Raw genomic sequence first — 14724 nt, forward strand, 5'->3', positions numbered from 1 at the left:
GCTGAGCCGTCACGCCCCACGCACGCAGGACCCGGCCGGGCCCGTAGTCACCCGGCCGGGTCCTGTCATGTGCCGTCGGTCCCGCCGGAGGCCTCGAGCAGTTCTACGGTTCGCCTGCGGCCTGGTGACCGGAATCGGCTTCCGGGACGTGGATGTCCAGGACGCAGATGTCGTCGCGGTTGCCCGTACACAGCGCGGCGAGCGTCCGGGCGAGGTTCTCGCCGACGCCCTCCCGGAGCAGGCGCAAGGTGGCCTCGGCGAGCCGGTCGAGTCCGGCCTCGATGTCCTCACCCGGTTCCTCCACGAGTCCGTCGGTGTAGAACAGCAGGCGGTCGTCCGGAAGGAGGTCGATGACGGCCTGTTCGTAGGAGGCGTCGAAGGTGGCGCCGAGGAGGGTGCCCTGCGGCTGTTCGAGGAAGCTCGCCCGGCCCCGGCGGATGAGCAAGGGGGGCAGGTGTCCGGCCCGCACCCAGTTCAGACGGCGCCCCCACGGCTCGTAGCGGGCCATGACCATGGTGGCGGTGGCTGTGGCGGTCGCCGACGGGTCCGAAGCCGTGTGGAGCAGCAGGGTGTTGAGTCGGTGCAGGACGTCGGGGAGGGGCGATCCGGTGACGGTCATGCCCTTCGTGGTGAACCGCAGCTGGGCCATGGTGCCCACGGCGGCCAGTCCGTGGCCGGCCACGTCTCCGACGACGAACAGGGCGCTCTTGTCGGGGAGTTCGATGGCGCTGTACCAGTCGCCGCCGACGTTGACCCCGCTGTCGGCGGGGACGTAGGCGACATCGATGCACAGGCCGGCCAGTTCCAGGGACTGCTCGGGGATCGGCAGCAAGGTCTCCTGGAGGCGTGCGGCGAGCGCCTGTTCGGCCTGGAGCATGCCCCGTTGGAGGAGGACGGCGCGCTCGCTCTGGCGCAGGGCCATCTCGACGTCGCGCTGCGCCGTGACGTCCTGGAAGAACCCGTGCACCTCGACCGGGTTGTCGTCGGCGTCCGTCCGGACCTCGGCGACGATCCGCAGGTGGCGTACGCCGTGCGCGGTGGTGATCCGGAACGGCTGGTCGATGGCCCGCCCCTCGGTCAGGAGCCGCCGAACGGCGGCGCCCAGTCCCGGAAGGTCCTCGGGCAGGACGTGGCGCGGCAGTTCCTCCAGCGACATCGGCCCCTCACGGGGGTCGCGGTCGAAGACGGCGTAGACCTGGTCGGACCAGGTGACGGTGTCCGTCACCAGGTCCCAGCCGGCCCAGCCGAGATTGCCCAGCCGTTGCATGTCGGCCAGCCGCCGCGCCTCGCGCTCGCTGGTGTCGTGGCGGATCCAGGACACGACGAGGTGGTCTCCCAGCCTGGACGCGCGGACCGAGTAGACGGACTGCCGCGGGACGCCGGCGAGCACTTCCTCGTAGGTGAACGGCTCCCCCTCGTAGCGGGTTCCCGTCGTCAGGGTCGCCAGGTATCCCTCCCACAGCGCGGTGCCCGCCACGGTCGGGTAGGTCTCCAGGACTCGGCGGCCCACGAGCTCCTTGCCACGCCGCCCGGCCACGTCCACCGACTCGGGCGCCGCCGCGTCGATGCGGTAGTCCTCGACCTCTCCGGCCTCCGAGCGCAGCGGGGTGAGCAGGATCGTGGATCCGGCCAGTGTGTTCAGGATCTGCTGTACGGGCGCCACGTCACTGCCATCGCGCGCCCCCGCGGCCCCCGCGGCCTCGGCGCCGCCGGGCCGCTCCGGAGTCCCGAGGGGACCCGCGCAGAGTTGGGCCGCCTGGCGCAGCAGCGCCCGGGTGTCGGCGGCGAAGGGGCCCGGCCGGGTGCGCAGGAACCCGACGGCCGCCTTCGGGGGCCCGTCCCCGGGGGTGGGCACCCAGGCACGGGCGGGCCACCGGTCCGGCGGGTCGCCGATGAGCAGGTAGCGACGGGCGTCCTGCTCGAGGTCCTCGAGCCAGAGGGCCCGGCGCGCGGCGATCGCCTCGTGGGCGGCGACGCCGCTGAGTGGTGGGACGTGGTGCCACTGTTCGGCCAGCGCGTCCTCGATTCCGGCGCGGCCGGTCAGCTCCAGGCTCCCTGTGGGGGTCAAGGAATAGATCATCACCGCGTCCACGTCGGCGGCCGCGCCGAGCACGGTCAGCAGCAGCTCCGCGATGTCGTCACCGCCGTGCGCCGAAGCCAGGCCGTCGGCGAGCCGGGCCAGGAGTGCCCTCAGTGCGGCCTCGTCGCTGTGGCGGCCGACCAGATGCCGTCGAGCGCTGAACAGCGGGTCGGCCGGGGCTTTGCGCGTGTGGGGAGCCGTGGTGGCGGGCTCCGAGAGCCGGACGGTCCCGGGCCGTGGGTGCGGGCGGACCTGCCCGAGCGTGATCCAGCACTCCTCCAGCAGGGTTCGGCCGTGCTGTGTGGCGTGGTCGAGGAGCATCGCGTACGCGGCGTCGGCGGAGGCTCCCGCCCGGGCCATCAGAACGCCCTTGGCCCGCTCGACCACGGCCGTGGTCGCCGCGATGGCTTCCAGGTCCACGATCTCCGACCGCAGTCTGGCCACCACCTTGGCGAGCGCCACCACCTCGGGTGCGGCGCCCTCACCCACAGGTGTGGCATCGCCCTTCACCTCTCGAGCATGGCACGCCCGTACCCCCTCTGCTCGGCGCCCGTTCTCTCCCCGGCCAGCGACCCGGGGATGGTGTCTCTTGCCGGTCACGCCGGTCATCACCGGTCAGTGTGGCGGACCCGAGCCCACAGGGGCAGAACGAACCAGCACAGCACGTACCAGGCCAGCACTCCCCCCACGAGCCACGGCACGAGGGCGTTGTGCGTGGCGACCCGCAGGACGAGGAAGAGGGCCGCGGTACTCGTGGCCAGGAGCAGGACGAGGCCGGTGAACGTCAAGCGCGCTGCCCACGCGACCGCATCGGGCTTGATCCGGCGTCCCGCGACCATGCGGTGGAAGGCCACCGGCCCGATCAGCGCGCCGGTCGCCAGCGACCCCAGCACCACCGTGACCACGTAGATCGTCTTCTCCGCCTCCGCAAGTCCTGCGAAGACGGGCGTGAAGGCCACCGTGAGCAGGAATCCGAAAAGGATCTGCACGCCCGTCTGAGCGACCCGGATCTCCTGCATGAGCTCCTGCCACTGCCGGTCCGCGCGTTCCTCCGCGGATTCGCCCCGCCCCGCCTCCTCACCGCTCGGCATGCCGCGCCTCCCTGCAGCGTCTCGTCACCCAGCGCCTACCCCTGAGACCCCGCGTCATGTCCCGGAGCCCGCCGGACCCGGTGGCGCCCGGACCGGCGTTTGAAGCCGGTAGGCCGACGCCAGAGCAGGAGCCAGTTAAAACCCCGGGAGCAGGAGGGACCTCGCATGGCCGCGGACAAACAGGAGAAGGGAAAGGACCAGGACGTCGTCGCCCTGATCCTCAAGGACCACCGCACGATGGAGGATCTCTTCCGCCGGATGCGCAGTGTGGAAGCGGACCGTCGCGAGTGCCGCGGCCGACGCGGCCACCCGGGTGGCCTCCGCCCGGCCCACGGCCTCGTAGCGCCCCATCGCAGGCGCGCCGGTAGGAGGATGCACGGGCCCGGTTCCCCGCCCCCTTCGTGGCTGGAGTGTCGCAGTGCTCGAACGCAAGCAACTCAAGGGCCGTACCCAGGTCACTTTCATCCTCCCCGAGGACACCCCGGACGGGCCCGTCAGCGTCGTCGGAGACTTCAACCACTGGAACCCGGCCGCCCACCCCCTGGCGTCCCGCGGCGACGGCACCCGCGCCACGACCGTCGCGCTGGCCCGCCACGGATCGCATTCCTTCCGCTACCTCGCGGCCGGCGACTACTGGTTCGACGACGAGCACGCCGACAGCCACGACGGCACCAACAGCCGGCTCCACACCTGAGCCGGAAGGCCGGCCTGCCGGGGCTCCCGCGTGCGGGCGTACCCGGGTGCCGCGGCAGTGCGGCGAGGTGCGGTGCGGCGGGGCGAGGACGGCCGGTCCCTGCTGATCGCCGCCCTTCAGGTGTGGCTGACGAACATCCCTCCCGGGGACCCGCGCACCGGCCGTTCCGTCACGGCCACACCCACCAGGAGGCTCTGCACGCGCTTGTCCCCGGTCGTGCACGGACCGAACCCGAATTCCCGCAGCGTGGTGCGGAAAACCTCGGATGCTCTCGCCGGCTCCGGGTAGACGAACCCGTAGCACGCGCACGACGGCGGGGACGAGGTGAGGGCAATGGCGGTCAAGGCAGTGGGCTGGGCACGTTCGTTTCCCGTCGCGGAGGGAGTCGGGGCAGCGCGGCAGTGGACCGCCGGGCACCTGGCGTCTCTGCCGTGGAGCCGTTCGGCGGCCGATACCGCGTACTCCGTGCTGCTCTGCGTCTCCGAACTCGTCACCAACGCGCACCTGCACGCGGTCGGCACCGCGCATCTGGTGCTGACCTGGGACGGCTCCTGCCTGCACGTGAGCGTCGCCGACGCCGACCCGCGGCTCCCCCGCCCCCGTGAGCCCGATGCCGACGACGGGGCAACGTCCGGTCGTGGGCTGGGGATCGTCAGCGCACTCGCCGATTCACTGGACGTGCACGCGAGCCACGGCGGCAAAGCGATCACCGCGTGCTTCCGGCCCACCGGCGGGCGGAACCGGCACCCGGCCGGTCCGTACTCCAACTCCAGCTGACCGGCGGGCGTTCACGCCGCCAGGGCCTCCTCCACGCTCGCGTGGAGGGAGAGGATGGTATCGGCGCCGGTCAGGGCGAAGACCCGCCGCAGCTGCTCGCCGGGGGCGGCGATGCGCAGGACGGTGAGGTGGTGCAGCCGCAGCAGCAGGTTCAGGAAGGAGGAGTCCCCGAAGGTGATCGATCCGGCGTCCAGGACCACCAGCGGGTACCGGCCCGCAGCGGAGGTGAGGGCCTCCTCCAGCGGGGCCAGCGTGTCCTGGTCCAGCTCCCCGCGGGCCGCCACCACCCACCCGCCCTCCGCCGAGTAGGCGTCCCCGAGCACACCTCTCCGGTACGCGTCCCTCGCTCCGGTCATGTCCGCCTCCACGGATCGCCGCCTGCAACGTTCTCGTCAAGGGAGTATGCCCGTTGGCTCGGCCGACGAGTCCGCGCGGGGCAGGGCACAGGCAGGCCCGCGGACGGAAAAGCGCGACCCGGGTAACGGACCGATGTCCGCCGATGTGTGTAGGACCGGGAAGTCGGGGCAAAAGCGCTCGGGCAGCCGTCAGTCAATCGGGAGGGAGTGGCCACCATGTCTCGCTCGGCCACCGTCACGGGACCCATTCGTTCTACGAACGCGCAAGCCCCTGCACGTGACCGAGGAACCGCCGGAGCGCCAACGCGGGACGTGGACCGGCTCCAGGTGGAGAACGCCCGCGAGATGGCGCCGGGCGACGCCCGCGAGCTTTCGCGGCACTTCTTCGGGAGGCTGCGCACTCTGGACGAGGGGACGCGCGAGTACCAGTACACGCGCAACACACTGATCGAAATGAACGTCTCCCTCGTGCAGTTCGCGGCGCGGCCCTTCCGCGCCCGGGTTCTCAGCGGGGGTCTCGACCTGGACGACGTCATCCAGGTGGGAACGATCGGCCTCATCAAGGCCATCGACCGCTACGACCTCGAACGCGAGGTCGAGTTCTCCACGCTGGCCCTCCCCTACATCACCGGTGAGATCAAGCGCCACTTCCGCGACACCACCTGGGCCGTGCACGTACCGCGCCGCCTGCAGGAGCTGCGCTCGGAGCTCGCCAAAGCCCAGGAGACCTTGAGCGAGGTCCTGGGCAGGGCGCCGACGGTCAAGGAGCTGGCCCTCCACCTGGAGCTGTCCGAGGACGAGGTCATCGACGGGCTGGTGGCCGCGAACGGCTACACGAGCGGTTCGCTCGACACCGCCGTCGCGGAACGCGACGCGGCGTCCACGACGACACGGCCGCTCGCGGAGCGCTTCGGCGAGGTCGACCCCGCCATGGAGCTCTTCGAGGAGTTCCACACCCTGGCGCCCCTGCTGGAGCAGTTGGCGGAGCGCGACCGGATCATCCTGCAGATGCGCTTCGGCCAGGAGAAGACCCAGGCCGAGATCGGCGCCGAGCTGGGCATCTCCCAGATGCAGGTGTCGCGCATCCTGTCCCGAACCCTGGCCCGGTTGCGCGCCGGCATGCTCACGGAGTAGGAGCGGGCGATGACCTCCCCTCACCGACACACCCGCTCCGCGTCCCCCGTCGGTCCGCAGGCCTTGACCTCCCAGCCGCTGGGGGACCGCCCCGGCGCCCGTCTGAGCGGCAGCTGCGACCTGGATTCCCGGCAAGCCCTGCGCGACGCGCTCGGCGTGGTGACCCGGATTCCCGGCCCCGTCGTCCACCTCGATCTCTCCGCCGTGGTGTTCCTCGACCCGGCCGCGGTCGCCGCCCTGGTGAAGGTGGCGTCCGCGCTCAACGGGCAAGGGCGGCGCCTGCTGCTCCACGACCCGCCGTACTCTCTCCGCAAGGTCGTGGAGATGTTCCCGGACGAATGCGCCGCGCTGGAGGTCGCAGCATGATCACTGTTCCTGCGCCCGCCGGGCCGGGGGCCTTCGTCCACCCCGCCCTCTTCTACGAGGGCCTCCCGGCGTACGTGACCGGCGTGGGCGGTTTCGTACGGGGCGCCCTGTCCGCGAACGAGCCGGTGCTCGTCGCCGTGCCGGGACCCCGCCTGGACGCCCTGCGGGAGAGCCTCGGCGGGAGCGCGGCGGAGGTCACCTGGACGGACATGACGGAGCTGGGCCGCAATCCCGGACGCATCCTGGCCGCCCTGCAGGATTTCGCCGACCGGCACGCGGGCCGGGCGGCCCGGATCGTCGGCGAGCCGATCTGGCCCGGCCGCACCACCGCCGAGGTGCTGGAGGCCATCCGCCACGAGGCCCTCATCAACACGGCCTTCGCCGGCCGGGCCGCGACCGTCCTGTGCCCCTACGACGTACGGGGGCTGACGCCCGCGGTGCTGGCCGACGCCCGGCGCACGCACCCCACGCTGATCGAAGAAGGCCGGGACCTGCCGAGCCCCGCCTACACGGACGCGGCGAGGGTGTCCGCGGACTGCGATCGCCCCCTGCCCGAACCCGACGGCGACGTACCCCGGCTCGAGTACTCCCACGGAGGGCTGGCCGAGGTCCGCGAGTACGCCGAGGGGTGGGCACGCGGAACGACCCTGACCCCGGCGCGGCGCGGCGACCTCGTCCTGGCCGTCAGCGAGGCGGCGGCCAACTCCCTCTCCCACGGCGGCGGGAAGGGGGCCCTGCGACTGTGGAACACGGGCGGCGCCCGGGGAGAAGTCGTCGTCGAGATCCGCGACGGCGGCCGACTGGCCGACCCCCTGGCGGGGCGCCGCCGGCCCTCCCTCGCCTCGGCCAACGGCGGCCGCGGCCTGTGGATGATCCACCAGCTCTGCGACCTGGTGGAGGTCCGCGCCACGGACAGCGGCTTCACGCTGCGACTCCACATGTCAACGCCCTGAGAACGGCGGTCGCCTAGACTGTCACGGGGGCCCGGGAGCGCAGACCAGTGTCAAAGTGGGGGGTGAGAGACCTCGGTGGAGACCATTGGACCCATCGGATCCATCGGACCTGAGACGGGTCGTTCGGTGAGCGTCGGCCCTGCCGCAAGTCAGCGCCGCAGGCTCGCCCTCATGGGGGTGCGCGGCGCCGTGGCCAAAGGCCGCGACTTCACCCGTGAGGCCCTGCGGGACTGGGGCTGGGACGGGACGGAGACCTCCGAGGACACCCTGCTCCTCGTGTCCGAGCTGCTGACCAACGCGTCCCTGCACGCGGACGGCTGTCACGAGCTCGTCCTGACGTCCGGTGGGTCTCTGCGCATCGAGGTCTACGACGGCACGACGACGCTGCCGAAGCGTGACCCGTCCCCGCAGCGCGGCCTCCCCGGCGGCCACGGCCTGTACATCGTGGAGCGCCTGTCCGATCGCTGGGGCTCGCGCGCCCATGAGCACGGGAAGGCCGTCTGGGCGGAGATCGAGGCCGCCCGGCTGCTGTCCGGCAGGCCCACCGGCCGCTGACCGGTCCGGGGGCAGCGCCGCCGCGTCACCCGCGTGCGCCCCGCGTCTTCGTCCGTACACGCACTCCACTGGCTTGCCCCGGCAGGGAGTTGACTCCGTGCATGGCGTCCTCGAGCGGGGGTAACCGCGCCTTCAGAGTCCTGACGGACGACCCGCACCTCCGGGTGTGGGGCTGTTGCCGACACGGAAGGAGTGCTCATGTCGCACGTCGAGGAGTACGTCGAGGTCAACGTCCCCGTACGCACGGCCTACAACCAATGGACACAGTTCGAGGACTTCCCCGTCTTCATGGAGGGGGTCCAACGCGTCGTTCAGCGTACGGACACGCTCACCCACTGGGTGACGAACGTGAACGGTGTGCAGCGCGAGTTCGACGCGCAGATCACCGAGCAGCTCCCGGACCGGCGCGTCGCGTGGATGACGGTCGACGGGGAGGCCCGCCAGGCCGGGCTCGTCACCTTCCAGCCGATCGACGCGACCACCACCAAGGTCGTCGTGCACATGAACTGGGCCCCCGAGGGTCTGGCCGAGACGGCCGCCGACAAGCTCGGCTTCGTCAAGCGCCAGGTCGCCGGTGATCTGAAGCGGTTCAAGCTGTTCATCGAGGGGCGCGGGGTCGCGACGGGCAGCTGGCGCGGCGAGATCTGACCTCGATAGGACCCGGTGCCACGAGCGGTGCGCCGTGTTCAGCGGTGGCTTCCCGGACACGGGGGTCCTACCGTGGGAAGAGCGGTTGGAGCGGCCATGCGATCACGACGGCGCACCGGAGCGCGGCCCGGTGAGACCACCGGGTCCGGTGGGCCGCGCAGGCTGTCTCCCTTCGGTCGGATGCTCAGTGCGATCCGCCGGGCGCGGGCCGGGCGCCACTGGCTGCGCCTCCGGGAGCTCGGTCTGTGGCAGCGCTCCCTGGGGTTCGCCGCCCTCGGGTTCCTTACGCTGGTGCCCCTGCTGATCGTCGTGTCCGCGGCGGACACCCGCGGCGGACAGGGCTTCGCGCAGTGGCTGGGCGACGGGCTCGGTGTGTCGCCGGCCGCCAGGGTGGAGATCGAGCGGCTCTTCGCCCTGCCCGGCCAGGCCTGGCGGACCACGACCGCGTTCGGCCTCGCCCTGCTCGCCGTGTTCGGCCTGTCGTTCGGCACCATGCTGCAGAGCGGCTACGAGAGCGTCTGGGACCTGCCGCCGTCCCGCTGGTGGGCCCGATGGCGGCACGTGCTGTGGCTCGGGGTGCTCGTCGGGGTCCTCTACCTCTCGGCGGTCACGGCGCCCTGGCACGACTCCCCGGGCCGCGGCTTCGTCACGGTGGCGATCGGAATCCTCTTCTTCTGGTGGTCCCAGCGGCTGCTGCTCGGCGGCCGGGTCCCTTGGACGGCCCTGATGCCCGGGGCGGTGGCCACCATGCTCGGTCTGTTCGGGCTGCGGATCTTCTCCCGGCTCGTCTTCTCACCGCTGATCGCGTCCAGCGCCGTCACCTACGGCCCCTTCGGAACCGTCCTCGTCCTCCAGACCTGGCTCGTCGGCATCGGCGTCGTCGTGTTCGGGGGCGCGCTCGTCGGCAGGCTCTTCCACGAGGAGGTGCTGCGCCGGGCGGGGCCGGGCGGGACACGGTGAGGGGCCCGAACCCATTGGGTTCGGGCCCCTCACCGGATCCGGGTCAGACAATGCGGCCGCCGAAGGGGCCGCCGTTGGAGTAGTACGTGCCGAGGACGTCGCGGTACCCGACGTCGTCGAGGTGCTTCTCCCGGTGGAACTCCGGGGCGTTCTTGATCTGTTCCTTGGTGCCGCCGACGTAGACCGTCTCCTCGACCTCGTCGATCCGGATCACGGTGCTCGCCGGGAGCAGGACCTCCTTGCCGAAGATCCAGACACCGGTGTCCACGACGAGGTAGGCGTCACCCGCCTCGCCGGAGTGCTTGTCCACCTTGCCGATGGCGCCGTCGGTCGCCTCGACCTTGTAGCCGGTCGGATCGGTGCCGGCCAGGTGGCCGGCGGTCGACGTATAACTCCACACGTTCTCAGTCACTCGGAAACAACTCCCTCGGTGGACGGGGACGGCGGGTGTTTCCGTCCATCCCCTTTCATGTCGCACGCGGCGGTGTCCGTACCCGTCTCCCGGGGCACTTCTCCACGGCCGGCGGGGCTCAAGCGGTGGAGGACAGTACGGACCGCTCCCCTCCAACGGCGCGGAGCCGACGCCTTTCGTCCTCGGTGAGCCCGCCCCAGACCCCGAACGGCTCCCCCACCCGCAGCGCGTGCCTCAGGCAGTCGCGCTGCACTGGGCACAGCGCGCACACCTCTTTCGCCGCCGCGTCCCGCGCCTCGCGTTCCGGGCCCCGCTCGCCCGCGGGGTGGAAGAAGAGGCGCGAGCCCAGTTCCCGGCAGGCGGCCCGCTCCTGCCACAACCAGTGGTGCTCGGCACGGCCGGGCAGACGTGTCACGTTTCCCACCTCGGAACCTCCATCGGAGACGGACCGGATTCGCACCGGATTCGGATGCGCGGTCCCTTCTCGTCTGGCCCGGAATGCGTGGCTCAAACAGCCGGACGTCAGGCTGAATGGTCCGTCACTCCCCGGCGGGTCACCGCGCCCTCCACGTCACAACTTGCGGCACAACAGGGCGTCCGGCGTCTTGCCCTTGGCCCACGCCCCGGTGAAGGCGATCCCCGCGGCGTACTCGTCCGTTCCGCACTGCCCCTTGTAGTTGCCGGACGCGAACTCTCCCCCGGGGCCTCCGGCCGGCCGGTTGTCACCCCGGTCGAACCAGACGGTGCGGCCGTTCGTCCCGAGCGTCCTGCCGGCCCGGGCGCAGAGGACCGCGGAGACCGCCTGGCCCCGCAGGCTGTACCCGATCATGAACTGGTTGGGCCCGCACTGGTATTTGGAGTAGCCGCCTGCCCAGTCGCCCTGCTGTACGTAGCGTTCGTCGCTCACCACGGTCGCCACCGGTACGGCGGCGGCCAGAGCGGCGGCCCCGGCGTCGGTGCACAATCCGCGCCCGTCACGGTGCGACAGGCCGAGGACCCGCTGCCCGTCGGGGCACGTGCCCTTGCGGGCTCCCGAGTCCCAGTCCCCGAGCGACCTCATGTGTGCCGACTGGACCGCATCGGCGTGATCGAGGTTGAGCATGTCCCAGGTGTCGGTGACCGCGACCTGGCCGCTCTTCTGCGGCGCGGAGACGAGCCTGTTCCAGTTGGCGGCCCGCCAGTCGGCGCCGTCCAGGATCCCGGAACGGCGGCCAGAGTCATCGAAGTTGAGGATGGACCAGCTGCCGTGTCCGGCCCATCCGACCAGGGGCCAGTAGGCGAAATCGGTGTCGTTGGCGATCAGATAGTCCACGAAATTGCCGAACCAGGCCCGCGCCTTCGGGTTCGTCTCGTCACTGCCGATGCCGAACTCACTGATCCACAGGGGCGCGGTGAAGTGGGTGCCGGTTTCGGAGGTGACGTAGAAGGCCTGTCGCTGCAGGGTCGCGAACAGGTCCTCGCGGGAGAGGTCCTGGTAGCGCGGATCGTGCGTCTCGCCGGTACCGGTCGCGCCGGTGTGGTTCGGACCGGTGTAGCCGTAGAAGTGCGCCGAGTAGACCAGCTTGTTCGAGGCGACCAGGGTGTGCGAGAGGGTGCGTACCGGTTCGAGGGTGGGACGGCTGTGGGGCAGCCCGTCGGCCGGGATGCCCTGCCAGTTGATCCCTTCGACGATCACCAGCAGGTCGGGGTTGGCCTCGGTGAGCAGCCGGTCACCGAGGCGTTGCGAGGCGGCCCACCAGTCGTGGCTGTCGCCCCAGTTCCAGTTGGCGTCGTCGGTGACGGTGCGGCGGACCTCGTTGTAGAGGTCGGCGCCGACGACGCGCTTGTTGTCCTTGTAGCGGCGGGCGAGGCCGATCCAGTCGTCCTCCCATTGTGCGGTGGACTGGCTGGTGTTCCAGCGTTCGTTGCCGTCCAGACCGCAGCAGAAGCGCGAGGTGTTGGTGTGGTTGTTGAGCACCACCGCGAAGCCCTCGGCGGTGGTGGCGGCGATGACAGCGTCGAAGACCTGGAGCGGGGTCTTGCCGCGCAGTTGCGGGTTGGCGGCGACCGAGGCGTCGGAGACCGGGCGCTGGTCGTGGAGCATCTCGTTCGAGAACGGCAGCCGGATGCTGTTGATGCCGAGCTCGTGGAATCCGTCGAGGATGCGTGGGATCGGCGCGCGGTCCAGGCCGAGCGGCATCTGGTCGGACTTCTCGCCGTCGTGGTGGCTGGCCGGGTCGTTGATGTCACCGGAGCCGCTCCACGACCCTTGGGCGCCGTGCCAGTTCGCGGACTTGAGCTTGAAGCGGTTGCCGTCCGCGTCGACGATGTAGCGGCCCCGCGTACTGAGGGGCGCACGCCAGGAGTCGGACAGGGCGGCAGGCGTGCCGTCCGCCGTAGGAGTCGCGCTCGTCGCGGACGCGGACGCGACGGCCGCCGGGGAGGCGCCGAGCGCTCCGAGCAGGAGCGCCGCGCCGAGTACCGCCGGCAGTAGGGGTCTTCTCACTGTGTCCTCCGAGGGACCTGGGAACGGACCGTACGTGGTGGGACGTTGGTGCGGTGGTACAGCGATGCGGTGATGCGGTGATGCGGTCAACTGCCGCCGTTGCCCAGGACCGCGACGCCTCGCGGTGCGAGGGCCACGTGGCGGACGAGAGGCCTCTTGTCGTCGAGAAGGTCGCGTCGGGCGGCCGGCAGTGTCACCTCGCGCGTGTCCCCGGTGTGGTTGAGCAGGATGAGGACGTCGTGATCCGCTCCGTGCCGGACCGTCGCCTGGATTCCGGTGGGCAGGCCGGGCAGTACGGGGGCGACCCCGGCATCGGCGAGAGCGCGGTCGACGATGGCGCGCATCGTGAGGGGATCGGGGCGGGTCGCGAGGTAGCGGGCCGTGCCCTCGCCGTAGGTGTGCACCGTGGCCGCCGGGCGGTCGTCGTCCCAGTCGGATCCGGCGAAGAGCAGTTCGGGGCGGGCGCCGACGAGCTTCACGTCCTCGCGCCACAGCGAGGCCGGCGCGGGGGCGGGGCCGCAGGCCTGCCCGAAGGCCGAGGCGTCTCCTCCCGGAGCCCGGAGATGGACCGGCTCGCCGGCGGCGGCCGGCCAGAACTCCTCGACCCGTACGCCCAGTACGTCGCCCAGCGGGGCCGGATACCCGCCGACGTGTACGCGGTCGTGCTCGTCGACGATCCCGGTGAAGAACGACGCGAGGAGGGATCCCCCTTCCGCCACGAAGGCCCGCAGCCGCTCCGCGTTCCCGGCCGACAGCAGGTAGTGGCTGGGCAGCACCAGCAGCTTGTACGGCGAGAGGTCCGCGGAGGGGTGGACGACATCGATGCCGACGCCCGCTTCGAACAGGGGGGTGTAGTGGTCGAGGACGCGGTCGAGGCAGCGCACACCGTCCGAGGGGTGTGAATCGAGCTCGAGCGCCCACCAGTTGTCCCAGTCGAAGACGAGTCCGACCTCGTTGCGGATCCGCGTGCCGACCAGCTCGGGCACCCGGGCCAGTTCCCGGCCCAGCTCGCGCACCTCGGCGTGCACCCGGGTCTCGGAGCCCGCGTGCGGGACCATGCCGGAGTGGAACTTCTCGGCTCCGCCGCGGGACTGCCTCCACTGGAAGTACATGACGGCGTCCGCGCCCTGCGCGACGGCCTGCCAGCTCCACAGGCGCATCCGGCCGGGAGCCTTGCCCCCGTTGCGGGCCCGCCAGTTGACGGCGGACGGGGCCTGCTCGGTCAGCAGCCACGGCTTCCCCCCGCCCGCGCAGCGCAGGAGGTCGTACGACAGTGCCGCGCCGATGTGCGCCGCCTCCTCGTGCGGGTCGGGGTAGCTGTCGAGGGCGAGGACGTCCATCTCGGGCGCCCAGGCATGGACGTCGACCGCCTTGTGCCCGGCGAGGAAGTTCGTGGTCACCGGGACGTCGGGGGTGAGGCGGCGCAGCACGTCGCGTTCGAGGGTGAAGCACGTGCGCAGTGCGTCGCTGCTGAACCGCTTGAAGTCGAGCTGCTGGGAGGGGTTGGGGTAGGTGGGTGCGGTGCGCGGGGGCAGGACCTGGTCGAAGGATGCGTAGCGCTGCGACCAGAAGTCGGTGGACCAGGCGGCGTTGAGGGCCTCGACGTCGCCGTACCGGGCCGTCAGCCAGTTCCGGAAGTCGGCGGCGGAGGTGTCGCAGAAGCATTCGGCGACGTGGATTCCGTACTCGTTGCCCACGTGCCACAGGCCCAGGGCCGGGTGGTCGCGGTAGTGCGTGGCGACGGCTTCGACCAGGCGGACGGCCCGGTCGCGGAAGACCGGGCTGGAGGGGCAGAAATGCTGGCGGCCGCCCGGGGACAGGATGCCTCCGGAGGCGGTGACCGGCAGGATCTCGGGATGCTCGACGGCGAGCCACGGGGGCGGCGACGCGGTCATGGTCGCCAGATCGGCGGTGATGCCATGGGCGGCCAGGTCGTCCATGACGGTGTCGAAGAAGCCGAAGTCGTAGGCGTCGCGGGCGGGTTCGACGCGCGCCCAGGCGAAGACGGCCAGGTTGACGAGGTTGACGCCCGCCTCGTTCATCAGGCGCAGGTCTTCGGCGCGGGTGGCCTCGTCCCACTGCTCGGGGTTGTAGTCGCCGCCGAATCCGAGGCCGCCCAGTCGCGCGCCCAGGCCTCGGGCACGGTCTTGTGCCGGAGAGTCCATCTTCCTTACCCCTTCAGGTACTTCGGGAGGCATTACGTCTCGTGCGCA

15 protein-coding genes are annotated in these 14724 nt (G+C 71.4%); 8 read left to right on the forward strand and 7 right to left on the reverse strand.

Translation table 11 applies throughout. The annotated features are described in order from the left end of the window. Positions 1–103: 103 nt before the first annotated feature. The gene (locus OHU74_RS02635; RefSeq protein ID WP_371614365.1) at positions 104–2590 is read right to left on the reverse strand and encodes a GAF domain-containing SpoIIE family protein phosphatase; all 2487 of its coding nucleotides are present in this window, start codon (positions 2588–2590) and stop codon (positions 104–106) included. 98 nt (positions 2591–2688) lie between these two features. Continuing rightward, positions 2689–3171, reverse strand: a complete 483-nt coding sequence (locus OHU74_RS02640) for a DUF6328 family protein (protein WP_371614366.1) — start codon at positions 3169–3171, stop codon at positions 2689–2691. A gap of 418 nt (positions 3172–3589) precedes the next feature. On the opposite strand from OHU74_RS02640, the gene OHU74_RS02645 reads away from it, so the two are divergent. Both OHU74_RS02645 and OHU74_RS02650 read left to right on the forward strand, forming a co-directional pair. Further along, the gene (locus OHU74_RS02645) at positions 3590–3865 is read left to right on the forward strand and encodes an isoamylase early set domain-containing protein (protein ID WP_371614367.1); all 276 of its coding nucleotides are present in this window, start codon (positions 3590–3592) and stop codon (positions 3863–3865) included. 333 nt (positions 3866–4198) lie between these two features. Continuing rightward, on the forward strand, positions 4199–4642 hold the full coding sequence (locus tag OHU74_RS02650) for an ATP-binding protein (protein WP_371614368.1): 444 nt from the start codon (positions 4199–4201) through the stop codon (positions 4640–4642). A gap of 11 nt (positions 4643–4653) precedes the next feature. On the opposite strand, the gene OHU74_RS02655 is transcribed toward OHU74_RS02650, so the two are convergent. Then, on the reverse strand, positions 4654–4998 hold the full coding sequence (locus OHU74_RS02655) for an STAS domain-containing protein (protein WP_371614369.1): 345 nt from the start codon (positions 4996–4998) through the stop codon (positions 4654–4656). A gap of 216 nt (positions 4999–5214) precedes the next feature. Between OHU74_RS02655 and OHU74_RS02660 the strand changes: the two genes are divergently transcribed. The 6 genes from OHU74_RS02660 (at position 5215) to OHU74_RS02685 (ending at position 9614) form a co-directional block, all read left to right on the forward strand. Then, on the forward strand, positions 5215–6132 hold the full coding sequence (locus OHU74_RS02660; protein ID WP_371614370.1) for a SigB/SigF/SigG family RNA polymerase sigma factor: 918 nt from the start codon (positions 5215–5217) through the stop codon (positions 6130–6132). A gap of 9 nt (positions 6133–6141) precedes the next feature. After that, entirely contained in the window at positions 6142–6498 is a 357-nt protein-coding gene (locus tag OHU74_RS02665; protein WP_371614371.1) for an STAS domain-containing protein, read from the forward strand. Further along, positions 6495–7451, forward strand: coding sequence for an anti-sigma factor RsbA family regulatory protein (locus tag OHU74_RS02670; RefSeq protein WP_371614372.1), 957 nt, complete (start codon positions 6495–6497; stop codon positions 7449–7451). Before OHU74_RS02665 ends, OHU74_RS02670 begins: the two co-directional genes overlap by 4 nt. Before the next feature lie 126 nt (positions 7452–7577). Beyond that, positions 7578–8006 (forward strand): ATP-binding protein, encoded by a 429-nt coding sequence (locus tag OHU74_RS02675; RefSeq protein WP_371614373.1) that lies wholly within the window; start codon positions 7578–7580, stop codon positions 8004–8006. Positions 8007–8204: 198 nt separating this feature from the next. Then, a complete protein-coding gene (locus OHU74_RS02680) occupies positions 8205–8654 on the forward strand; it encodes an SRPBCC family protein (protein ID WP_371614374.1) in 450 nt (149 codons plus the stop codon). Between the two features lie 180 nt (positions 8655–8834). Then, positions 8835–9614: a ribonuclease BN gene (locus tag OHU74_RS02685; protein ID WP_371614375.1), complete on the forward strand. Its 780-nt coding sequence runs from the start codon at positions 8835–8837 to the stop codon at positions 9612–9614. Between the two features lie 43 nt (positions 9615–9657). On the opposite strand, the gene OHU74_RS02690 is transcribed toward OHU74_RS02685, so the two are convergent. The 4 genes from OHU74_RS02690 to OHU74_RS02705 all read right to left on the reverse strand — a co-directional run bounded on the left by OHU74_RS02690 (position 9658) and on the right by OHU74_RS02705 (position 14676). Next, positions 9658–10026, reverse strand: coding sequence for a PRC-barrel domain containing protein (locus tag OHU74_RS02690; RefSeq protein ID WP_371614376.1), 369 nt, complete (start codon positions 10024–10026; stop codon positions 9658–9660). A gap of 118 nt (positions 10027–10144) precedes the next feature. Next, positions 10145–10450, reverse strand: a complete 306-nt coding sequence (locus OHU74_RS02695; RefSeq protein WP_371614377.1) for a WhiB family transcriptional regulator — start codon at positions 10448–10450, stop codon at positions 10145–10147. 147 nt (positions 10451–10597) lie between these two features. Continuing rightward, positions 10598–12511 (reverse strand): glycoside hydrolase family 5 protein, encoded by a 1914-nt coding sequence (locus tag OHU74_RS02700; protein WP_371614378.1) that lies wholly within the window; start codon positions 12509–12511, stop codon positions 10598–10600. A gap of 86 nt (positions 12512–12597) precedes the next feature. Then, positions 12598–14676 carry a beta-galactosidase gene (locus OHU74_RS02705; RefSeq protein ID WP_371614379.1) on the reverse strand — a complete coding sequence of 693 codons (2079 nt, stop codon included), beginning with the start codon at positions 14674–14676 and terminating at the stop codon, positions 12598–12600. Between the last annotated feature and the right edge of the window lie 48 nt (positions 14677–14724).

The organism is Streptomyces sp. NBC_00454 (genome assembly GCF_041434015.1).
Lineage (GTDB): Bacteria > Actinomycetota > Actinomycetes > Streptomycetales > Streptomycetaceae > Streptomyces.